The 21,590-nt window shown below is 38.1% G+C and carries 20 protein-coding genes and 1 tRNA gene; 17 read left to right on the forward strand and 4 right to left on the reverse strand.

Annotated elements, in window-relative coordinates; genetic code table 11:
- Window positions 1–7: 7 nt before the first annotated feature.
- The 6 genes from pta to G504_RS0100425 all read left to right on the forward strand — a co-directional run bounded on the left by pta (window position 8) and on the right by G504_RS0100425 (window position 5,352).
- Window positions 8–2,101 (forward strand): phosphate acetyltransferase, encoded by a 2,094-nt coding sequence (pta, locus tag G504_RS0100400; RefSeq protein WP_019668146.1) that lies wholly within the window; start codon window positions 8–10, stop codon window positions 2,099–2,101.
- Between the two features lie 13 nt (window positions 2,102–2,114).
- Window positions 2,115–3,302 (forward strand): acetate/propionate family kinase, encoded by a 1,188-nt coding sequence (locus G504_RS0100405; protein ID WP_019668147.1) that lies wholly within the window; start codon window positions 2,115–2,117, stop codon window positions 3,300–3,302.
- 186 nt (window positions 3,303–3,488) lie between these two features.
- A complete protein-coding gene (locus tag G504_RS0100410) occupies window positions 3,489–3,818 on the forward strand; it encodes a YtxH domain-containing protein (RefSeq protein WP_019668148.1) in 330 nt (109 codons plus the stop codon).
- Window positions 3,819–3,824: 6 nt separating this feature from the next.
- Window positions 3,825–4,175: a hypothetical protein gene (locus G504_RS0100415; RefSeq protein ID WP_019668149.1), complete on the forward strand. Its 351-nt coding sequence runs from the start codon at window positions 3,825–3,827 to the stop codon at window positions 4,173–4,175.
- Window positions 4,172–4,393, forward strand: a complete 222-nt coding sequence (locus G504_RS0100420; protein WP_019668150.1) for a DUF6327 family protein — start codon at window positions 4,172–4,174, stop codon at window positions 4,391–4,393. The genes G504_RS0100415 and G504_RS0100420 overlap by 4 nt, the downstream gene beginning before the upstream one ends.
- A gap of 176 nt (window positions 4,394–4,569) precedes the next feature.
- Entirely contained in the window at window positions 4,570–5,352 is a 783-nt protein-coding gene (locus G504_RS0100425; protein ID WP_019668151.1) for a patatin-like phospholipase family protein, read from the forward strand.
- A 110-nt stretch (window positions 5,353–5,462) separates the two neighbouring features.
- On the opposite strand, the gene G504_RS0100430 is transcribed toward G504_RS0100425, so the two are convergent.
- A complete protein-coding gene (locus G504_RS0100430) occupies window positions 5,463–5,933 on the reverse strand; it encodes an Hsp20/alpha crystallin family protein (protein ID WP_019668152.1) in 471 nt (156 codons plus the stop codon).
- Between the two features lie 154 nt (window positions 5,934–6,087).
- Here G504_RS0100430 and G504_RS0100435 point away from each other — a divergent pair, with 154 nt between their 5' ends.
- Window positions 6,088–7,341: a cation:proton antiporter gene (locus tag G504_RS0100435; protein WP_019668153.1), complete on the forward strand. Its 1,254-nt coding sequence runs from the start codon at window positions 6,088–6,090 to the stop codon at window positions 7,339–7,341.
- 3 nt (window positions 7,342–7,344) lie between these two features.
- On the opposite strand, the gene G504_RS0100440 is transcribed toward G504_RS0100435, so the two are convergent.
- Window positions 7,345–8,109, reverse strand: a complete 765-nt coding sequence (locus G504_RS0100440) for an exodeoxyribonuclease III (protein WP_019668154.1) — start codon at window positions 8,107–8,109, stop codon at window positions 7,345–7,347.
- Window positions 8,110–8,316: 207 nt separating this feature from the next.
- On the opposite strand from G504_RS0100440, the gene G504_RS0100445 reads away from it, so the two are divergent.
- Window positions 8,317–8,391: transfer RNA gene (locus G504_RS0100445), tRNA-Val, on the forward strand.
- Window positions 8,392–8,505: 114 nt separating this feature from the next.
- On the opposite strand, the gene G504_RS0100450 is transcribed toward G504_RS0100445, so the two are convergent.
- Both G504_RS0100450 and gldJ read right to left on the reverse strand, forming a co-directional pair.
- Entirely contained in the window at window positions 8,506–9,816 is a 1,311-nt protein-coding gene (locus tag G504_RS0100450; protein WP_019668155.1) for a UDP-N-acetylmuramoyl-tripeptide--D-alanyl-D-alanine ligase, read from the reverse strand.
- 29 nt (window positions 9,817–9,845) lie between these two features.
- Entirely contained in the window at window positions 9,846–11,519 is a 1,674-nt protein-coding gene (gene gldJ, locus G504_RS0100455; protein WP_019668156.1) for a gliding motility lipoprotein GldJ, read from the reverse strand.
- Window positions 11,520–11,967: 448 nt separating this feature from the next.
- Here gldJ and porV point away from each other — a divergent pair, with 448 nt between their 5' ends.
- The 9 genes from porV (at window position 11,968) to G504_RS0100510 (ending at window position 21,587) form a co-directional block, all read left to right on the forward strand.
- Window positions 11,968–13,116 carry a type IX secretion system outer membrane channel protein PorV gene (porV, locus tag G504_RS0100465; protein ID WP_026348315.1) on the forward strand — a complete coding sequence of 383 codons (1,149 nt, stop codon included), beginning with the start codon at window positions 11,968–11,970 and terminating at the stop codon, window positions 13,114–13,116.
- A 134-nt stretch (window positions 13,117–13,250) separates the two neighbouring features.
- Window positions 13,251–13,733: a cytidine deaminase gene (gene cdd, locus G504_RS0100470; protein WP_019668159.1), complete on the forward strand. Its 483-nt coding sequence runs from the start codon at window positions 13,251–13,253 to the stop codon at window positions 13,731–13,733.
- Window positions 13,734–13,925: 192 nt separating this feature from the next.
- Window positions 13,926–14,924 carry a pyruvate dehydrogenase (acetyl-transferring) E1 component subunit alpha gene (pdhA, locus tag G504_RS0100480; RefSeq protein ID WP_019668160.1) on the forward strand — a complete coding sequence of 333 codons (999 nt, stop codon included), beginning with the start codon at window positions 13,926–13,928 and terminating at the stop codon, window positions 14,922–14,924.
- 4 nt (window positions 14,925–14,928) lie between these two features.
- On the forward strand, window positions 14,929–16,581 hold the full coding sequence (locus G504_RS0100485) for a pyruvate dehydrogenase complex dihydrolipoamide acetyltransferase (protein WP_019668161.1): 1,653 nt from the start codon (window positions 14,929–14,931) through the stop codon (window positions 16,579–16,581).
- 87 nt (window positions 16,582–16,668) lie between these two features.
- Entirely contained in the window at window positions 16,669–17,724 is a 1,056-nt protein-coding gene (locus G504_RS0100490) for a M28 family metallopeptidase (protein WP_019668162.1), read from the forward strand.
- Window positions 17,725–18,405 carry an SDR family NAD(P)-dependent oxidoreductase gene (locus G504_RS0100495; protein ID WP_019668163.1) on the forward strand — a complete coding sequence of 227 codons (681 nt, stop codon included), beginning with the start codon at window positions 17,725–17,727 and terminating at the stop codon, window positions 18,403–18,405.
- 21 nt (window positions 18,406–18,426) lie between these two features.
- Window positions 18,427–19,029, forward strand: a complete 603-nt coding sequence (locus tag G504_RS0100500; RefSeq protein ID WP_019668164.1) for a SprT-like domain-containing protein — start codon at window positions 18,427–18,429, stop codon at window positions 19,027–19,029.
- A 3-nt stretch (window positions 19,030–19,032) separates the two neighbouring features.
- A complete protein-coding gene (locus tag G504_RS0100505; RefSeq protein ID WP_019668165.1) occupies window positions 19,033–20,130 on the forward strand; it encodes a mannose-1-phosphate guanylyltransferase in 1,098 nt (365 codons plus the stop codon).
- A gap of 2 nt (window positions 20,131–20,132) precedes the next feature.
- Window positions 20,133–21,587: a TIGR00341 family protein gene (locus G504_RS0100510; protein WP_019668166.1), complete on the forward strand. Its 1,455-nt coding sequence runs from the start codon at window positions 20,133–20,135 to the stop codon at window positions 21,585–21,587.
- Window positions 21,588–21,590: the final 3 nt, after the last annotated feature.

The following is a 21,590-nucleotide window of genomic DNA, read 5'->3' on the forward strand; positions in this document are numbered from 1 at the left end:
GGTATCCATGAGCAAAGCCATTTATGTAGCTACTACCGAGCCCAATAGCGGTAAATCGATAATATCATTGGGACTTATGCATTTATTATTGGGAAAAGCTGCCAAAGTTGGCTATTTCAGGCCAATAATCGATGATTATGGCCCCGGGGAGAAGGATAATCACATTAATACTGTGATTTCCTACTTTGGGATACAAATGGAATATCATGAGGCCTATGCGTGCACAAGAAGTGAGGTTATACAAAAATATAATCAAGATAAGGATGATGAGGTATTAGACAAGATCATAGAAAAGTATAAGACCATTGAATCCCAGTTTGATTTTGTTTTGGTTGAAGGTACCGACTTTTCGGGGGAAGGATCGATCATAGAATGGGATATTAATGTGTACATGGCTAAAAACCTTGGAATCCCAACCGTTATCCTTGCAAGCGGCGTGGGTAAAACCCTGGAAGAATTGGTAGACAACCTTTACCTCGCTTACGATTCCTTTACCAATAAAGGCGTAGAAGTTTTAATGGTGATTGCCAATAAAGTAGAACCCCAAAATGTAAATCTGGTAACCAATGGCCTTTTAAAATCACTTCCGGAAGAAGTCCTTATTGGTACTATCCCTATTAACCCTGTCCTGGGTAATCCAACCATGAAAGAGATTGTTAAAGAACTGGAAGGTAATGTTCTTTTTGGACAGGATTTTTTGAACAACCAGGTAAGCAATTTTAGTGTGGGGGCCATGCAATTACGAAATTATCTCGTCCATTTTAAAGAATACGGGTTGGTAATAACTCCCGGAGATAGGTCGGATATTATCCTGGGTGCTCTCCAGGCTAACCTGTCTTCGAACTATCCAACCGCCTCAGGAATTGTACTTACTGGCGGGCTTATTCCGGAAGATACAGTTATTAGATTAATAGAAGGGCTTTCAGAAGTCGTTCCGATCATCTCGGTACAGGGAGGTACCTTTTCTATAGCAAATAGGGTTGGGGCAATTCGTCCTAAAATATATGCGGAAAATAAACAAAAAATAGAGCAATCTATTCAGGACTTTACAAGGTTTGTTCCTGTAAACGCCCTGACTGAGCGCCTTATAACCTTTGAGGCAAATGGCATAACCCCTCGTATGTTCCAGTACAAGCTCCTTAAAAGGGCACAAAGTGACAAAAAGCATATTGTTTTACCGGAAGGTACAGATGAACGTATACTTCGGGCAGCTAAGGAACTAATCGACGCAAATGCGGTAAAACTAACTCTTTTGGGAGACCCTGCTCAAATAAGGGAAAAAGCAAAACAACTGGATTTGCAGCTCGATTTTGAAAAAATAAACATAATTGACCCTTTAAGGGCAAGCTGTTTCGAAGATTACGCGGATACACTTTATGAATTGCGGAAGCATAAGAATGTAGACAGAGCCATGGCACAGGACCTTATGGCGGACATCTCTTATTTTGGAACAATGATGGTCTATAAAGGAGATGCGGACGGCATGGTTTCCGGGGCTGTTCATACTACTCAGCATACTATCAGGCCCGCTCTGCAACTGATCAAAACCAAGCCGAATGTATCTATTGTATCCTCCGTGTTTTTTATGTGCCTGGAAGACAGGGTAACTGTTTATGGCGACTGTGCAATAAACCCAAATCCGAATGCCGAACAATTAGCTGAAATTGCCATTACTTCGGCGGCAACTAGTTTAGCTTTTGAGTTAGAACCTAAAATTGCCATGCTTTCCTATTCTTCCGGAACTTCGGGTGCCGGAGAGGATGTAGATAGAGTCCGTGAAGCTACACAGCTAGTTAAGAAAAGAGCACCCTATTTAAAAGTGGAAGGCCCTATTCAATATGACGCTGCAGTAGATAAAAAAGTGGGTAAAACCAAAATGCCTGATTCAGAAGTGGCCGGGCAGGCAAGTGTTTTTATTTTCCCCGACCTTAACACAGGCAATAACACATACAAGGCAGTGCAGCGGGAAACCGGTGCCCTGGCAATAGGACCAATAATTCAGGGACTTAATAAACCGGTAAATGACCTGAGCAGGGGAAGTACCGTAAATGATATCTTTAATACAGTCATTATAACTGCCATCCAGGCCCAAGCCCAATAATTTAATTATTACAATGAATGTCCTAATTATTAATACAGGTAGTTCCTCTATAAAGTATCAGTTGATGCATATGCCTTCAGAAAGTGTTTTATGCGCTGGTATAGTGGATCGTATAGGTTTGGAAAATACTAATTTGAAATATATAAAGAAGGATTTTGAAGTTAATGAAACACTTCCGGTTTCATCGCATAGAAAAGGCCTGGAACGGGTAATTGAAATGCTTTTGGATCCTGCTATTGGGGCTATAGGGCACGTAAATGAAATAGATGTTGTTGGGCACAGGGTGGTACACGGTGGAATAGCATTTTCCGAGACTACGGTGATTACCGGTGAAGTAAAAGAGAAGATTGCAGAATTGAGCCAATTGGCACCTTTGCACAATCCGCATAACCTTGAAGGGATATTGATTGCAGAAGAATTATTTCCAAATGCCAAACAGGTTGCGGTCTTTGATACTGCCTTTCACCGGACTATTCCCACAAAATCCCGTAAGTATGCGATACCAAATGAATTTTATACCAAACATGGAATTCAGCTCTATGGATTTCACGGTACCAGTCATAAATATGTATCAGAAAAAGCGATTGGCTTTTTGAATAAAACAAGAACTAAGATTATTAGTATTCATTTAGGAAATGGATGCAGTATTACTGCGGTGCAGAATGGGAAAAGTATAGATCATAGTTTAGGCTTTGCCCCTTCAAATGGACTTATCATGGGTTCAAGAAGCGGCGATATAGATCATTCCTTGATTTTCTACCTGGTAGAATCACTGGGCTATAGTCTGTCTGAAGTAAATGAATTGCTCAATAAGAAAAGTGGAATGCTTGGACTCACGGGGTATAGCGATTTACGGGAAATTCAGGCGAAAGCCGTTGACGGTGATACGCAATGCCAGCTGGCATTGGACATGAATGCTTATAGGATTAAAAAATATATCGGGGCCTACAGTGCAGCTATGAATGGGTTGGATGCCCTTGTCTTTACAGCTGGTATAGGTGAAAATTCTGCTTACCTCAGAGACCTGGTTTGCACAGAAATGGATTCTTTGGGTATTGAGATTGATTCGGAGAAGAATAACCAAAAATCTTCTGATCTTCGCGAAATACAGAAGAAGTCTTCCTGTGTGAAAATTTTGGTTATTCCCACAAATGAAGAACTAGAAATAGCAAAGCAATCTTTCAAGTTATTGAACGCCTGAAAAAATTGTAACTACATTAAAATATAAGGGCTGCATTTACAAAGATGATCTGAATAAATAATCAGTTTGTATAATTTCTCTATTGGTTAAAATTTATTCTAAAATTATCATTGAAATGATAAAGATCATTTGGTAAAGAAAGTCTATGCCATAACTTAACACATTATTAACCTAAAAAGATTTATCATGTCAGACAACAGTAGTAATGTATTGTTAGCTCTATTAACAGGGGCAGCAATAGGAGCTGGTATAGGAATACTTTATGCTCCTGATGAAGGGATTAAAACCCGAAAAAAAATTAAAGATAAAGCACTTGAAACCAAGAATGATTTATCTGAACGAATTTCTCATGCCAAAGACGAACTCACTAAAGTAGCTGATGAGAGAAAAGAAGTTTTTGAACAAAAACTGGAGGATACAATCTCTACGATGAGTTATAAAGCCGATGAAATAATTGTTCAATTAGAACGGAAGCTTGAAGAGATAAGGAAGAAAAATGCACAATTACAGAAGTAGATTCTTATGGCTTTTGAAGGATTAAGACAAAATATTTCTGAATTAGACGAAAATGTTAGTTCCTATGTGGAGCATAGCATAGAATACGCCAAGCTCAAAAGCTTTAAGATCTCAATGGTTTTGGTCACCTATTTGGCAAAGGTTATTCTGGTAGGTACCATAGCTGTTTTAGCCATACTGTTTTTGAGCTTGGCAGCTTCTTTTGCACTCGGCAACGCAATGGACAATGCAATCTATGGATTCGCTATAATTGGACTTATTTATTTGATTCTTGGAATTATTGGCTACAGATTTAGGGATAAGTTAAATAAACCTCTGCTGAAAATGTTTTCTGAATACTTTTTTGAAGAACCATGAATAAAAAATACAACTCATTTAGGGAAATTGACGAGGATTTAAAAATTCTTGCGTTACAAAGGGAGATAAATAAGGAATATACAAAGCATAGCTTCCGGGAAATTAAAACGTATTTCTATCCTTTTAATTTAATAAGAGGTTTTGATGGTTTTGTTGCCAGGGTCGCAGTGCCATTTATCCTGACAAAGGTTTTAAAGAGAAAAAGACTTACTCAATAGCAATAATAAAGAGGTTTAAAATACCATAGGCGTATACATACACCTATGGTATTTTTTTTTGGCGATATTTTTTTCCATGGAATTTTGTCGTTGCTAAATTTTCATCACATGAAGGGAAACCAATCTTCCGGCAGGAACTGATGGATAAAGAGTATATTTGAAAGAATAACCGTATTATGAAAGCAGGATTAGTTTTGTCCGGGGGTGGATTCCGTGGTATTGCTCATATAGGGGTGTTAAAGGCTCTTAATGAATTTGGTTTTCAGATTACCCATATAGCGGGTACAAGTGCCGGTGCTGTTATAGGTGCCTTATATGCCGGCGGTTTAGATTGGAAGCAAATCCTGGAATTCATAAAGGAAGTGGACATTTTTAGCTTTAATAATTATGCCTTGGGTAAACCCGGATTTGTTGATACGGAGAAGTTATATGATCGTTTCTCCGTGTTCTTTCCCGAAGATAATTTTGAAAGCCTGGAAATCCCCATGTTTATTACCGCTACAGATATTTTGGAAGGTAGTCTAAAAGTATTTACCAAAGGAGAGCTTATCAGGCCTATTTTGGCTTCTGCAGCATTTCCGGGAGTTTTTACACCGGTAAAAATAGAGGATTCATATTATGTAGACGGCGGGGCATTAAACAATTTTCCGGTAGATCTGATTAAAGACTATTGTAAAGATATTATTGGCGTTTATGTCAATCCATTTCTAAAAGTGGAAATAGATCAGCTGAAACACTCCTATAATGTTTTGGAAAGGGCTTACCAGATAAGGGCTGCAAAAGATTCTCTTCCTAAGTTTGAGGATTGCTCTCTTGTGATATCTCCAAAGGATTTGATAAATCACAGAACATTTTCCGTAAAAGATATGGATACTGTTTTTAATTTGGGCTATGAGGCAGCCATTGAAGCCCTGGAAAATTCAGCCAGCCTGCAAATACCAGACAAAACTGGTTTATGAACTTCCTTTTATAAAATAACGCCAAAAAGAAAGCCCTCCACCTCGATCTTATACTACATGGACAAATTAAAGATCGAAAGCAGAGGGCATCTTAAACGACAAATGAGAATTTAACTAACCTCAATAACTTTTGGTTTAGGTTTTACGGCTACTTCTTTTTTTGCTAATTTAAAGCTTAAAATACCCTCATTGTATTTGGCTTTAATTTCCTCTTCTTTAACATTTTCTGGTAAAAGCAAGGATCTTTCAAATGCATTGTAACTAAACTCTTTTCTGGTGTAATCTTCTTCTTTTTCTTCCTTTTTCATCTCTTTTTTTGCCGAAATATTAAGGTACCCTTCGTCTATGGTAACCTCAAAGTCTTTTTTGGCAAATCCAGGTGCTGCCAATTCAATTTCAAAATGATCATCTTTTTCCAAAATATTTAATGCAGGTTCTCCAGTTCTGCCATTCCAAAAACGATCATTGATTAATCCACGATTCCAGAATCGGTTGTCAAAGAAATCTTCCATGTCAAAAAAATCGGAAGTGATCAAGTTTCCAAAAGGCCTTGTCCTTTTTCTAAATTTTACTAGTGACATAATATTATATTTTTAGGTTAAACATTATTTGAAATACAAAGTTAGAATGGTGATTTTCCATTTGGAATGATTTTGATCAGTCACCATATGTTAAACTATTCCTTAAAATCAAAATGCTACCATTTTAGTAAGGAAATGAATATCTTAGCAGCCTATGGATTATTTTGTAATTGCCAGTATATTAGTGTTTATATCTGCATTCTTTGGTTATATAAATGTAAGATTCATTAAGCTCCCAAACACTATTGGGCTTACTGTCATAACTATTTTATTTACACTTGGGGTTTTTGCACTTAGTTATTTTGATGATACCCTCTTAAACGCAGAACGATACATCATAACCCATATAGATTTCAGATCTGTTCTGCTTGATATTATGCTCAGCTTTTTACTGTTTGCAGGGGCCCTACATACCGATTTGCAGAAGCTAAGGGAGCTTAGATGGCCCATTCTGATTTTTGCAACTTTTGGGGTTCTTGTTTCTACTTTTCTTGTTGGATCAATTGTATATTTTATGTTGCATGGAATTGGACTGGAAGTTCAATTTATTAATTGCCTTCTTTTTGGAGCATTAATATCCCCAACAGACCCAATCGCCGTTTTAGGGATACTAAAAAAGGCCAACGTACCTAAAAAACTAGAGATTAAAATAGTGGGGGAATCGCTTTTCAATGATGGCGTTGGCGTCGTTATTTTTCTCACCATTTTCGGAATTGCAAGTGGAAGTGCCGGAGATTTTTCTATGGCAGACGTTCTTACCCTTTTTATTCATGAAGTTGGCGGAGGACTACTCCTGGGAGCACTGCTGGGTTGGATCACAGTAAGATTAATGAAGTCTATAGACGATTATGATATTGAAGTTATTATAACACTGGCAACGGTTATGACCGGGACTATAGTTGCACAATACTTGCACATTTCCGCCCCGCTGGCTATGGTTGTTGCGGGATTGATTGTAGGGGGCAATACAGCAAGAAAACAGGCAATGTCCGAGCTTACAGAAAATTATGTGGATAAGTTCTGGGAACTAATAGACATTCTATTAAATACATTGCTTTTTGTGCTTATTGGTATGGAATTATTGGTTTTAGACCTGGAGCCCGAATTTGTAATGGCTGGTCTTTTGGCCATACCCATTGCATTAATTTGCAGGTATGCCTCCCTGATTATCCCTGTAAATATCTTTGCAAAGCGTTTGGATTTTGTTCCAAATACCAACCTGATAATGACCTGGGGTGGTTTGCGAGGTGCAATATCCATTGCCCTGGCACTTGGGCTAACCTATGAAATGCATAGAGAATTGTTTTTGGTTATGACCTATGTAGTCGTAATTTTTTCCATTATTGTACAAGGACTCACGGTAGGAAAATTAGTCAAAAAACTCAGGAGAAAAATTGAAGGGCTTTGAGCATTATATAATCACTTCCAGAAGAATAGGGCAGTGGTCAGAACCGAAGTATTCCGGAAGGATTTGAGAAGATTGAATTTTGGGCAGTAGAGCCTTACTTATTAAAAAGTAGTCTATTCGCCAGCCTGTATTTCGTTCACGTGCTTTAAAACGATAGCTCCAATAGGTATATGCTACCTCCTCAGGGTTTAAAGTTCTGAATGAATCGATAAAACCGGAATTAATAAAATTATCCATTCCATCTATTTCAATTTGGGTGTAGCCCGCAGTTTTATTGTAATTGGATTTGTCGTTTTTCAGGTCGATGGCCCTATGGGCAACATTAAAATCGCCACATACGATCAGGGGTTTTATTTTTTCTTTTTCTTTTAAAAAACGAAGGAAATCCGCATCCCACTTACTGCGATATGGTAATCGCTCTAATTTCTGGCCCGAATTGGGGACGTAAACATTTATTAAATAAAAATTGGCAAATTCGGCACAGATTACCCTTCCTTCTGCATCATGCTCAGTTATGCCCATATCATAGCTTATCGTTACAGGTTCAGATTTACTTAAAATTGCTGTCCCGGAGTAGCCTTTTTTTTCGGCAGAATTTATATAAAGTTGATGGTCTTTTAAGGGGGATAAAGCTTTTTCTACTTCTAAATCCTGGGCTTTTGTTTCCTGAATACAGAGTATATCTGGATTCAAAACATTTACAGATTCAAAGAATTCCTTTTTGATTATGGCCCTGATACCATTAACATTCCATGAAACGATCCGCATTTTGAAAAATTTTATTTTGCATAAAAATAACACACTTCATTTGATTAGAAGAATTAAATAGTTTCGTTAATTGTTATAAGTCAGAAATGGGATTTTAATTAGTATAATCCGTGATCTTGTTTTATAATTTAAGGATGATCGCGATAATTTTACGATATTGCAGCCTGTTTCAATAATAGGTTTAAAAAGATCCATTATAAAGAAGTAGGAGTGTTAGCTCAGCTGGTTTAGAGCACCGCCTTGACAGGGCGGGGGTCGTTGGTTCGAATCCAATACACTCCACACCAAGCAGAAAATCCGCGCAAGTTTGCGTGGATTTTTTATTTGCAGCAGCGGACTGTATTTGGATCAGGGAGCTTATCGAGATAATCCAATACACTCTGCAAAATTTTGGAATCATAGATAATCCAGAATTCTTTCAAGGGCCATACCCCTGGACCCTTTAATAAGAAGTTTGCCTTTTTTTAATTTATTGTTTTTAAGGAAGCCCGACAATTCTTCAAAAGTTGCAAATTTTGTAAAATTTGAACGGGTTTTAGCGAAATTCTGGCCTACGAGATAGACCTTATCAAAATTCATTCCCGACGCCAGGTCAACAATATTTTGATGTTCCTCTATGGCTTTTTCACCTAATTCAAACATATCCCCCAGAAAAACGACTTTTGCATTTCCCGGAAGATTATTAAAATGTTCCAGGGCAGCTTCCATACTATTTGGGTTTGCATTATAAGCGTCAAGAACAATATAATATTCCTTCTTGTCTATAATCTGGGAACGGTTGTTTTGCGGAACATAGGCTTCAATGGCATTTTTAATGTCCTCCATTGGTATATTAAAATATTTTCCTATCAGCACCGCGGCAGCACAATTCGTAAAATTGTAACTGCCTATTAGCTGCGTGCTAATAATGGCTTCTTCTGTTTCCAGCTTCACAAAAGGATGAGCTCCCAATAGGTCTATCTTATAATTTTTGGTGTCTAAGCTGCTGTATCCAAATTTACCGGGGTAACTACTCAATTTTTTTAATTGAATAGGATCGTCTGCATTAAAAAAAATAAATTTTTTGTTAGCAATAAGATGGTCATAGAGTTCGCTTTTACCTTTGATAACTCCTTCTACCCCTCCAAATCCTTCAAGGTGGGCTTTTCCAAAATTCGTTATATAGCCAAAATCAGGTTGCGCAATAGTACATAAGAATTCAATTTCTTTGATATGGTTGGCACCCATTTCAATAATGGCAAATTCCGTATCCGGTTCAATGGTCAGTAAGCTTAACGGTACCCCGAGATGATTGTTGAGGTTGCCTTTCGTTGCAATGGTATTATATTTTTTGGAGAGGACTTTGTAGATTAATTCTTTGGTAGTTGTTTTACCATTACTTCCTGTTAGACCAATAATTTTTGCCGTACAATAATTCCGGTGAAAGTTTGCCAATTCCTGAAGCGATTTAAGCACATCTTCTACGAGTATAAAAGCCTCGCCTCCCATATACTTTTCTTCATCTACAATGGCATAAGCCGCTCCTTCTCTAATGGCTTCGGCAGCAAATTTGTTGCCATTGAAATTTGGCCCTTTCAGGGCGAAAAATATACAATTTGGTTGAATGTTGCGGGTGTCTGTGCTAACCTGGGGATGCTTTAGAAAAAGGTGGTGCAATTTCTCAATGGTCATAGAAGCAAAGATATAAAAAAGCCCCGATGCTAACATCGGGGCTCAATTTATAATTTTTATAAAAACTACTTGGCTTTTTTGCCTCTTACAGTTTTGTTTTTGGTCTTGGACTTAGACCCAACTCTGGACATGGCGCATCTGAATCCTATATAATCTGTTGCCATATATTGTGGTAAGAATCTTCGCTGTGCAGGGTCAAGCCAATATGCCCTGTCTCTCCATGATCCTCCTTTATAAATCCTGACTTCATCATTTATAAGCGTCGTCCTGTTGTTGCTTTTGTCATACTCACGAATAATTTCACCTTCTTCATCACGCTCTACTTTATGCTTAGGTGCATCATACATCTTGCGGGCCGGATCCTCTTCATCGTCACCAGCAAACCGGTCAAAAAATCTGGATGATCCCGGATCACCATCCCTGTAGCTTCTGTTGTCACTATCAGAGAAATTTGTTCTTAAATAAGTTTCCTCTTCGTCAACAGGGACCATTTTAATTTCTCCGGGAAGATTTACAGCTACCACTTTTCCATTTGGCAAAGTATCAAAAATTACACTATCTCTTAGGATAGTTACTTTTCCATCTTCACCAATAGCTGTTTTCATATAAATGTTACCTCTATAGTAATTGAAATCACTTATTTCATCATCGACAATCGGTCGATATACATCAGCTACCCATTCTGCAACGTTACCTGCCATATCATATAATCCAAGGTCGTTGGGCTTGTATGATTTTACCTGGGCGGTTATATCTGCCCCATCATCAGACCATCCGGCAATTCCGCCATAGTCACCTTTACCTTGTTTGAAGTTGGCTAACTGATCACCTCTTCCCACACGCTGGCCATTTCTTGTATAATCACCTTCCCATGGATATTTTTTTCTACCACGGTAATTATTGTATTCTCTTGTACCTTGCAGCGCAGCTGCTGAATATTCCCATTCGGTTTCCGTAGGCAGCCTGTAAGCTGGCATGATAATGCCGGTACTTCTCTTGGCAAAAGTAGAAACGGAATCTTTTTTCATTTTACCCTGTAAAGAATCTATCTGTCCATTGTATACAGATTCAGGACGATTCAGATAAGCTTCAGTACTAAATGTTCCTTCAACTTCCCCGCTCATTGCACTGTATTTAGCGTCCTGAGCCAAATAGCCTTCCTTTTCCAGCATTGCTTCATTTACCCTGTCTGTTCTCCATTCTGAAAACTGTACAGCTTGAATCCAATTTACACCTACAACCGGATATTCCGCATAGGCAGGATGACGCAGGTAATTGTTAGTCATTGTTTCATTATAACCCAATCGGTTTCTCCAAACCAAAGTATCCGGAAGAGCACCTTTATATATATTGGTATATTTTGGATTTTCCGGTGGATAAACCGCTTTAAGATAATCGAGGTATTCCAAATACATTACATTGGTTACTTCAGTTTCATCCATGTAAAACGATTGTACATGTTGCGATGTAGGAGTATTGTTCCAGTCATGCATTACATCATCCTGTACCTTTCCTTTAGTGAACGTACCTCCTTCTATAAAAACAAGTCCGGGACCTGTGGCCTGTTCTTTAAAGTCAGAATTGTACTGAAATCCGCCCTCTTTGGCGTTTATTTTCCAGCCTGTAGCTCTTGAAACATTCTTTGATGATCCTGAGGCGGATTTTTTACAACTATTAAATGTAAAACCTCCCATTATCACTGCACAAGAAAGTACAACTTTGATTAACTGTTTTTTCATCTGTATTTAGGACTTAAGTTCGATATCAAACAGCTTTTAATGCTATTTGATAGAATATTTAAATAAAATTGTGTCGCTTTCGGCTTATAAAACGATGATAATCACATTATATTTTATAGTTCCGAAAATATTTTTACCCATTTGCACAGGCAGAATTTATTAGGACCTTTTCCATTTTGATAACGGCTCAAAACATATTATAGTATGGATGAAAACATTTCTTTTAAATTATTATGGACAATCCTTGGTCATACCTTCATATTAATGAACTTAAAATTAATTTGTAATCTGAATAAAATACTGATATTCAGTATTATTGGCCTAAATTCACAAATAAAACACCTTCAAATGCAAGATATTTTTGAAATGCTCGTTACTTAACAAGGAATAAGTCAAAATAATGTAGATGTTAAACAACTTTTGACGAATTGGATAGTACATGAAAAAAATGAGAAAATTCATTGTTTTGGCGGCAATTGCCTTTGTATTTAAGATATCTGCCCAGGAACAGAATAGGGTTATAACCACGGCAGTTCCTTTTTTGACTATTGCAGCAGACGCTAGGTCTGGTGGTTTGGGAGATATGGGAGTTTCCACGTCCGTGGATGCATTTTCGCAACAATGGAATCCGGCCAAGTACGCATTTGCCGAAAGAAAAATGGGCATAGGTTTGGGTTATACCCCTTATCTGGAAAGTATTATAACGGATGTTTCCTTATTAAGTGGAAGTTTTTATAACAAAATAAATGATAGGAGCGCATTTGCGTTTAGTTTACGGTATTTTACTTTAGGTGAAATCGAATTAAGACAATTTGCGGGCGATCCGGGTACAATAGCCAAACCAAATGAATTGGCGTTAGATGGTTCTTATGCACTGAAACTCAGCGACCAATTCTCTATGGCCATTGCAGGCAGATACATTAATTCTAATCTAAGATTACCGGAAAATGGTGATGTGGATTCACAGTCGGCAAGCTCATTTGCAGTGGATATTGCAGGATACTTTCGTTCAAGAGAAGTGGCCTACAATAGTTTTGACGGAAGATGGAAAGCTGGCTTTAATATCTCAAACCTTGGCGGAAAAATAACATATGAGGAAGGGGGGCAACCCAATTTTTTGCCTACAAATCTAGGAATAGGGGGAGGGTTTGATTTCATTTTTGATCAGGATAATGTACTGGGTTTAAATTTGGAATTCAATAAACTCCTTGTACCTACTCCTCAGGATTTCAATGATGATGGCGTAATAGATTCTGCAGATAATGACATTTATCAGGAGATTGGATTTTTGGAGGGTGTATTTAAATCTTTCGGAGATGCACCTGATGGGTTTAAAGAAGAACTTCAGGAGGTAACCTGGGCACTAAGTGCGGAATATGCGTATCAAAATGCCTTTATGTTTAGAACAGGATATTTTCACGAAAGTGAATTTAAAGGGGCAAGACAATTCTTTACACTTGGAGCCGGATTTAAATTCAAATCGGTTCAGATAGATCTTTCGTACCTGTTCTCTACTTCAAAAGTGAAGAACCCTCTTGAAAACACCTTGCGATTTGCTCTTACCTTTAATTTAGGAGCGGAATATTATAATGATTAATCAAAATATAGCTCAAGAAAAAACCTGTCCCCGGACAGGTTTTTTTGTTTAGTCAAAACGCAGCTTTGCATACCTATATAAAATAAAGTACATTTAATTTTAACTCCGGTGAACCCGGATATTTATAACAAACTATGGAAAAACGAAGGATTTCCTTTGATTTATTGGTTTTTGACACGCTAGATGAGCTTTCCCAAAGCGAAAAAACACTTATGCAAATAGCAGTAGAGGCCAGAGAAAATGCCTATGCTCCATATTCCCAATTCATGGTTGGGGCAGCAGTACTATTAGCCAATGGGGAAATCGTGATTGGCAGCAATCAGGAAAATGCCTCTTTTCCTTCCGGTTTATGCGCAGAACGCGTAGCTGTTTTCCAGGCAGGCGCAAAGTATCCCGGTATTGCCATCAACACCATTGCAATAAGCGTAGCATCTAAAACTCATAAAGTAGACAGACCGGCAGCACCCTGCGGAAATTGCAGGCAAGCCATTGCTGAATATGAACAAAAGCAAAATACACCTATTTCAATCTTAATGATGGGTGTTTCGGGCGAAATATTTAAGTGCGAATCTCTAAATGATATACTTCCTTTGGCCTTCGGAAATTCTTACTTATAATAATCCCTGTTCTTTCTCCCAAAGTAATTTGAAATACCCATGTCTTCTTTTTTTATCATGGATTAATACCTTTTTTATCATTTTTTTTTCACTATTGATTTAATGTGTATTTTTGTTTTCCCTTGATATACCTGAACTATTCATTTCTGTATATTTCGGTAAGAACAAGTACACTTAAAAGAAAATTATTTGATGAAAAAAGTTACCAAAGAGGTATACCTAAAATGGTACGAGGAAATGTTGTTTTGGAGAAAGTTTGAAGATAAACTGGCTGCCGTGTACATTCAACAGAAAGTTCGTGGTTTTTTGCATTTATACAATGGTCAGGAAGCGGTTTTAGCTGGTGCCTTGCACGCTATGGACCTTACCAAAGACAGGATGATTACGGCATACAGGAATCATGTTCAGCCTATAGGAATGGGTGAAGATCCCAGGAAGGTAATGGCGGAACTGTATGGTAAGGTAACCGGGACTTCTAAAGGCATGGGAGGTTCCATGCATATTTTTTCCAAAGAACATAGGTTTTACGGGGGTCATGGCATTGTCGGCGGACAAATTCCTCTCGGAGCTGGTTTGGCTTTTGCCGATAAGTATTTTAAAAGAGATTCAGTAACGCTATGCTACATGGGTGATGGCGCAGTCAGGCAAGGCTCCTTGCATGAAACTTTTAATCTGGCTATGCTCTGGCAACTACCTGTAGTGTTTATTTGTGAAAATAATGGTTATGCCATGGGAACTTCGGTGGCGAGAACAGCGTATACCACGGATATTTGGAAACTTGGTTTAGGATATGAAATGCCCTCTGCGCCTGTGGACGGAATGGATCCTTTAACAGTAGCTACAGCTATGACCAAGGCAATTGAAAGGGCAAGAAGTGGTGGTGGGCCAACCTTCCTGGAAATGAAAACCTATAGGTACAGGGGTCATTCTATGTCTGACGCCCAGCATTACAGGACAAAAGACGAGGTTGAAGAATACAAAAAAATAGATCCTATAAGTCAGGTTCTTGATGTTATCAGGGAGAAAAAATATGCTTCTGAAGAGGAAATTAAAGCTATTAACGACAAGGTGAAAAATCTTGTAAAAGAATGTGAAAAATTTGCAGAAGAGTCTGAATATCCTCCGGTGGAACAGCTTTACGATATGGTTTATGAACAAGAAGATTATCCCTTTGTAAAACACAAATTATAAGTAAATGGCGGAAGTAATTAATATGCCCAGATTAAGCGATACCATGGAAGAAGGTACCGTTGCCAAATGGTTAAAAAATGTTGGCGATAAAATTGAGGAGGGAGATATCTTGGCGGAAATAGAAACAGATAAGGCCACCATGGAATTTGAATCTTTTCATGAGGGTACTTTGTTGCATATTGGCATTGCGGAAGGTGATGGCGCACCGGTTGATACTTTGTTGGCTATAATTGGTGACGAAGGTGAAGATATTTCGTCATTATTAAACGGCAACCAGGGAACATCTGAAAAGGTTGAAACTCAGGAAGTAACCAAAGCTACGGAAGAAGCCGGGATAACTACTGCAAATAAGGAAACCGGCGTATCAAATGAAATTCCTGAAGGAGTTGAGATAATTAAAATGCCTCGCCTCAGTGATACTATGGAAGAAGGTACCGTTGCTGCCTGGTTAAAAAAAGTTGGGGATGAAGTAGAAGAGGGTGATATCCTGGCTGAGATTGAAACTGATAAGGCAACAATGGAATTTGAATCCTTCTATTCCGGGAATCTTCTTTACATAGGGATACAGGAAGGTGAGTCAGCGCCTGTTGATGAGGTATTGGCTATTATTGGTCCGGCCGGAACAGATGTTGAAGCGGTATTGCAGGCTAAGCCTGATTCAAAAACTGAAGCAGCTGCGACTTCAGAAACAGAAAAAACAGTTCCTTCGGAAGATACAAATAAAGAGGTTAAAGATGACAAGCAATTAGAATCGGGTCAGCGGGTATTTGTTTCTCCATTAGCAAGGAAAATTGCCATAGAGAAGGGAATAGACCTTGCGGACGTTAAAGGTAGTGGGGATCATGGCAGAATTGTAAAACGGGATATAGAAAACTTTGTGCCTTCCGCAAAAGCCGCTGTTTCTTCTGAGGTTGCCGAAACCAAAACAGCTCCGGAACGTCAGGTAACCGCACCGCCAATGCTTCCAACCGGGGAAGAGCATTTTGAAGAGGTGAAAAATTCCCAAATGCGCAAGGTGATAGCCAAGAGATTGAGTGAATCTAAGTTCACAGCTCCTCATTATTACCTTATGATTGAGGTTGATATGGATAATGCTATTTCTTCCAGGGAAAAGATCAATGGTCTTCCGGATACCAAAGTTTCATTTAATGATATGGTAGTTAAGGCCTGTGCCATGGCACTAAAAAAGCACCCGCAGGTTAATACTTCCTGGAATGGAGATACCACCCGATATAATCAACACATTCATATAGGGGTTGCCGTGGCGGTAGACGATGGTTTGGTAGTGCCGGTATTAAGATTCACAGATCAGTTGAGTCTAACGCAGATTGGAACTTCCGTCAAGGATTTGGCGGGAAGAGCAAGAGTTAAAAAATTAACTCCAGCCGAAATGGAAGGAAGCACTTTTACAGTTTCGAACCTCGGAATGTTTGGTATTCTTGAATTTACATCGATAATCAATCAGCCTAATTCTGCTATTCTATCAGTTGGAGCAATAGTTGAAAAGCCGGTTGTAAAAGATGGTCAAATCGTTGTTGGAAATACAATGAAGATTAGCCTGGCATGTGATCACAGAACGGTTGATGGAGCAACCGGAGCCCAGTTTTTACAAACCCTTAGGGCGTATCTGGAGAATCCGGTTACTATGTTGGCTTGATAAAACAAGAGCTTTTACTTGAAAAAAAGTCTGATTATTCGTAAAATAAGGTATCCGAAATACATGGGGTACCTTTTATTATTTAGAATGCAAATGAAGCATGTAGTTTTACTTTTAGCACTATCCTTCCTTACGGCCTGTGGTTCGTTAAAAAATTCACAATCCGTTAATCCTCCGGCCGGAGCTGATGGCCTTCAGGGAAATTCGGGAAGCACTGCAGCCGGGATAAATATAAAGCAACCCGAAGCTGCAGCACCAAAAAAAATTCTAAGTAATGAGTTTTCGGATAACACCAGAGTTCTCGGAATAATGAACTATTTGGCTTCAGATGATTTGAAAGGCCGTGATTCCGGAAGTGAAGGGATAGAAAAAGCAGCAGAATTTATAGAAGGTATCTTTCTTCAAAATAAATTGGAGCCTTATTTTAAAACTTATAGAGATACATTGGCCAATTATCATAACCCGGCTTATAATATTGTTGGTGTTGTAAAAGGAACGGATAAGAAACTTCAAAATGAATATATCGTCATCGGAGCGCATTATGACCATATTGGTATACTAACACCCGAAAATGGAGATGCTATTGCCAATGGAGCTAATGACAATGCATCCGGAACAACCACCGTACTTGAATTGGCCAGGTATTTTGGAAATTCCCGAAGCAATAAAAGGAGTCTCATCTTTGCATTGTTCAGTGCAGAAGAAAAGGGCTTGCTAGGTTCCAGCCATCTGGCTAAAAAATTGAAAGAGGAAGATCTTAACCTGTACCTGATGATTAATTTTGAGATGACAGGTGTTCCTATGGTCAATAAGGACTATATGATGTATGTTACAGGCTACTCTAAATCAAATATGGCAGAAGTATCTAATAGATATGCAAATAAAAATTTGGTTGGTTATTTGCCATCAGCCAAGGAATTTGGGCTTTTTCAAAGATCGGATAACTACCCTTTTCACAAGGAGTTCAATATTCCTTCTCAAACCTATTGCACTTTTGATTTTACTAATTTTAATTTCTATCATAAAGTAGGCGATGAGGTTGACCAGATGGATTTTGAACATATGTCCGGTCTTATTAATAACATGATACCGGTAATAGAAGGATTTTCAAACTCAGCTGAACAGGAAGTAAAGTATTATTAAATGGCTAATGTTATAATTACAGGGTGCAGCAGGGGTATAGGATTTGAACTTGCCCGCCTTTTTGCTCAGAATGGACATAATGTTTTGGCCCTTTCCAGAAATGATAAACCGGTTAAGGAATTAAATGAAGCAAATATTTCGGCTTTTCCTTTTGATTTATGCAAAGGCGAGGATTTTGATAAACTCGAACTTTTTTTAGAAGACAATTGGAAAACAGTGGATATTCTGATTAATAACGCCGGACAATTATTGAACAAGCGATTTCTTGAAACTACCAGAAAGGAATTTGAAGAAATATATCAGGTAAATGTATTCGGAGTTGCAGAACTTACCAGACTGCTCATCCCAAAAATGCCTGTTGGAGGCCATGTGGTAACTATTAGTTCAATGGGTGGAGTGCAGGGAAGTGTTAAATTTCCTGGCCTTTCGGCCTATAGTTCCAGCAAAGGGGCAGTAATTACATTGACAGAATTATGGGCTGAAGAATTTAAAGAAACCGGACCTTCGTTTAATGTACTGGCCATTGGAGCAGTTCAGACTGAAATGCTGGAAGAGGCTTTTCCCGGGTATCAGGCGCCTATTACAGCGAAGGATATGGCTGATTACATTATGGATTTTTCCTTAAATGGCCAGCGCTATTACAATGGAAAACTATTACAGGTAAGTAGTACTACGCCTTAATATTAGTTATATTTTACATTAATGAACGAAACACTCTTAAAATACCTTCCTGAGAATGCAGTTCCACCCTGTCTTGAACTAATAAAAGCTAATGAAGTAAATCTGAAAATAGTTAATCAAAGGGTGACCCGCCACGGGGATTATCGTCTTATGCCCGACGGATCACATCAAATTACCGTTAATGCCACTACAAATAAGTATCGTTTTTTAATAACGCTTATTCATGAAATTGGACATTTGGTTGCTTTTGAAAAGTTTGGAAGAAGAATAAAACCCCATGGCATCGAATGGAAGCAAACATTCCAATACCTAATGCTACCATTCCTCAGACCGGAAATATTCCCATCTTCCCTGTTGCCAATCCTTGCAAAACATTTTAGAAACCCTAAGGCCAGTAGCACGACAGATTCAGCTTTGTCCATGGCTTTAAAAGCTTATGATATTCCTTCTGATAAAATTCAGGTATTTGAATTACCTTCCGGAAGTATTTTTAAGTTGTACAATGGAAAATTATTTAAAAAGGGGCAACGCAAAGTAAAAAGGTTTGAGTGTATTGAAATCTCTTCGGGAAGAGTGTACTTATTTCAACCCCATGCAGAAGTTGAGGCAGTAATTAATAGATAACAAATGAAAAAAAATAAAAACTATTACGCCGTTTTAATGGCAGGGGGAATAGGTTCCAGATTCTGGCCGGTCAGTACTTCTGCATACCCCAAGCAATTCCATGACATGTTGGGTGCGGGTGTTACGCTTTTGCAAAAAACTTTTAGTCGTCTCAATAGATTTATACCCACGGAAAACATTCTTATTCTTACTAATGAAAGGTATAATGAACTTGTTTTGAGCCAGCTTCCTATGATTAGTTCAGATCAGGTGATTTTAGAACCGGCAATGCGCAATACAGCTCCCTGTATTTTATATGCGGCTTTAAGAATAAAAAAAATGAATCCTGAGGGTTTGATGATTGTGGCCCCCAGTGACCATTGGATAGAAGATGAAAAGGCCTTTGAACTTAATGTCAAAAGTTGTTTTGATAAATGTGCGGAAGAGGAAGTTATTTGCACGCTGGGAATAAAACCTGCATTCCCTAATACTGGATTTGGCTATATTGAGTATGACCAAATAACGCCACAGGAAACAGGTTCAGGATTGTTTGCCGTCAAACAATTTAGAGAGAAGCCTGATTATGAAACGGCAAAGTCATTTTTAAAGCAGGGTAATTTTCTGTGGAATGCGGGTATTTTCATCTGGAGTGTAAGAACTATTTTGGGGGCATTCAAGGAATTTCAATCAGAGCAGTTCGAATTGTTTAATTCCGGATTTGATATGCTAAATACCCCGGGAGAAAAGGCTTTTATTGATAAGAACTACCCAAAAGCGGATAATATTTCAATAGATTATGCAATCCTGGAAAAGGCGAGGTCAATTTTTGTCCTTCCGGCTACTTTTGATTGGAATGACCTGGGTACCTGGGGCTCATTATATCATAAACTCGAGAAAGATAAAGATGGAAATGCCATTGTTAATGGAGATGTTTTGACGGAAGATGCTGAGGGAAATATGATTCGATTGCCTAAAAACAAAATTGCGGTTATAGATGGGTTAAAAGATTATATTGTTGTTGATAAAGAAGAAGTTCTAATGATTTGCCCTAAATCCAAAGAACAAACTATTAAAAGTATTCTGGCAGAAGTAAAAAAACGATTCGGAGACCAATACACATAATTATGGAAGAAGATTTTAATGATAAAAGTCCATTATCAGAAGACAAGGAGAATATAAGCGGAGAACAGGCTAAAAAGGATTTTCAGGGATTTTACGGGAGTGCTCGAAAATTTATTGGTGAGCTTCTGAATATTCGCCAGAATACGGATCAGCAGGCTACCAAAGAAGCTATTGTCGCAGACATCCCTTTCAAAGGACATACTATTTGGATATTGATATGTTCAATATTTATAGCTTCAGTAGGGTTGAATGCAAATTCCACGGCCGTTGTTATTGGAGCAATGCTTATTTCCCCTCTGATGGGGCCAATTTTGGGTGTTGGGATGTCTATTGCCATAAATGATATTGATACACTTCGGCGTTCATTAAAGAATTTTGCGGTAATGGTTACCATAAGTATTCTTACGGCTTATTTATTCTTCAAATTTTTCCCTCTAAGTGATGAATCCTCTGAATTATTAGCAAGGACAGAGCCGGATATCAGAGATGTTCTAATCGCCTTTTTTGGTGGTTTCGCACTGGTTATAGCCAGAGCTAAAAAAGGAACTATTGCCACTGTAATTTTTGGGGTGGCCATAGCAACAGCCTTAATGCCACCTCTTTGCACTGTAGGCTTTGGCCTGGCAATAGCCAATTGGCATTATGCAACCGGGGCGATGTATCTGTTTATAATAAATACCATTTTTATAGCACTGGCCACGGTAATTGTTCTAAAGCTCCTTCGTTTTCCTATGGTTAAATACATTAATTCCAGGAAGAGAAGGTTCTATGCCAGAATAGCTTCTTTAATTGCTTTATTGGTTATGGTACCGGCTATAATTACTTTTTATAATGTTTGGCAGAAATCCAGATATATGAAGCAGGCTCAGGATTTGATTGATAATACAATCGAACTATATAAATTTAAAGATAGGGGACGGTATTTAGACAATCTTACAGAAATAAATTATAACAGGGAAGGTGGTTCAACCATTGAATTGGTTTGTATGGGAGATGAACTAATACCGGATAATGTTATTGCCAGCTGGATTGAACAAAAAAATTCATTTTCAAGGTTGCAGGAAACAGAACTAAGAATTGTACAGGGAGGAAGAGACGATTCTGAAATAAAATTCAATTATATAAATGAATTATACGAATCCAAAAAAGCCGAAGTATTGAATAAAGATGAGCGTATAAACCTGCTTGAATCTGAAATAGCAAAACTAAGTAAACTTACAACTAAACAAATACCATTTGAACAAATCAGTGCTGAAGCTAAATTGAATTATGAAAATCTGGAAAGCCTTGGTTTTGCTTATACAATTACAACCGACTTTAGTAAGATAGATACTATACCTGTTTTTGAAGTTGCCTGGAAAAAGGGTACAAAACGTCGGAATATTGAGGAGGATACTGAAAAATTGCAAAACTGGCTAAAATTGAGATTGAATGATAATAAAATAAGGCTAAGGTAGAAA

The sequence above is a fragment of the Eudoraea adriatica DSM 19308 genome (assembly GCF_000382125.1).
Classification (GTDB): domain Bacteria; phylum Bacteroidota; class Bacteroidia; order Flavobacteriales; family Flavobacteriaceae; genus Eudoraea; species Eudoraea adriatica.

Excerpts from the sequence above, each read along its gene's own strand:
- porV (WP_026348315.1), top strand. The coding sequence starts at position 11,968 with ATGAGAAAATTCATTGTTTTGGCGGCAATTGCCTTTGTATTTAAGATA.
- G504_RS0100435 (WP_019668153.1), top strand. The coding sequence starts at position 6,088 with ATGGATTATTTTGTAATTGCCAGTATATTAGTGTTTATATCTGCATTC.
- cdd (WP_019668159.1), top strand. The coding sequence starts at position 13,251 with ATGGAAAAACGAAGGATTTCCTTTGATTTATTGGTTTTTGACACGCTA.
- G504_RS0100500 (WP_019668164.1), top strand. The coding sequence starts at position 18,427 with ATGAACGAAACACTCTTAAAATACCTTCCTGAGAATGCAGTTCCACCC.
- G504_RS0100410 (WP_019668148.1), top strand. The coding sequence starts at position 3,489 with ATGTCAGACAACAGTAGTAATGTATTGTTAGCTCTATTAACAGGGGCA.
- G504_RS0100430 (WP_019668152.1), bottom strand. The coding sequence starts at position 5,933 with ATGTCACTAGTAAAATTTAGAAAAAGGACAAGGCCTTTTGGAAACTTG.
- gldJ (WP_019668156.1), bottom strand. The coding sequence starts at position 11,519 with ATGAAAAAACAGTTAATCAAAGTTGTACTTTCTTGTGCAGTGATAATG.
- G504_RS0100505 (WP_019668165.1), top strand. The coding sequence starts at position 19,033 with ATGAAAAAAAATAAAAACTATTACGCCGTTTTAATGGCAGGGGGAATA.
- pdhA (WP_019668160.1), top strand. The coding sequence starts at position 13,926 with ATGAAAAAAGTTACCAAAGAGGTATACCTAAAATGGTACGAGGAAATG.
- G504_RS0100425 (WP_019668151.1), top strand. The coding sequence starts at position 4,570 with ATGAAAGCAGGATTAGTTTTGTCCGGGGGTGGATTCCGTGGTATTGCT.
- G504_RS0100510 (WP_019668166.1), top strand. The coding sequence starts at position 20,133 with ATGGAAGAAGATTTTAATGATAAAAGTCCATTATCAGAAGACAAGGAG.
- G504_RS0100405 (WP_019668147.1), top strand. The coding sequence starts at position 2,115 with ATGAATGTCCTAATTATTAATACAGGTAGTTCCTCTATAAAGTATCAG.
- G504_RS0100420 (WP_019668150.1), top strand. The coding sequence starts at position 4,172 with ATGAATAAAAAATACAACTCATTTAGGGAAATTGACGAGGATTTAAAA.
- G504_RS0100490 (WP_019668162.1), top strand. The coding sequence starts at position 16,669 with ATGCAAATGAAGCATGTAGTTTTACTTTTAGCACTATCCTTCCTTACG.
- G504_RS0100485 (WP_019668161.1), top strand. The coding sequence starts at position 14,929 with ATGGCGGAAGTAATTAATATGCCCAGATTAAGCGATACCATGGAAGAA.
- G504_RS0100440 (WP_019668154.1), bottom strand. The coding sequence starts at position 8,109 with ATGCGGATCGTTTCATGGAATGTTAATGGTATCAGGGCCATAATCAAA.
- G504_RS0100415 (WP_019668149.1), top strand. The coding sequence starts at position 3,825 with ATGGCTTTTGAAGGATTAAGACAAAATATTTCTGAATTAGACGAAAAT.
- G504_RS0100495 (WP_019668163.1), top strand. The coding sequence starts at position 17,725 with ATGGCTAATGTTATAATTACAGGGTGCAGCAGGGGTATAGGATTTGAA.
- G504_RS0100450 (WP_019668155.1), bottom strand. The coding sequence starts at position 9,816 with ATGTTAGCATCGGGGCTTTTTTATATCTTTGCTTCTATGACCATTGAG.
- pta (WP_019668146.1), top strand. The coding sequence starts at position 8 with ATGAGCAAAGCCATTTATGTAGCTACTACCGAGCCCAATAGCGGTAAA.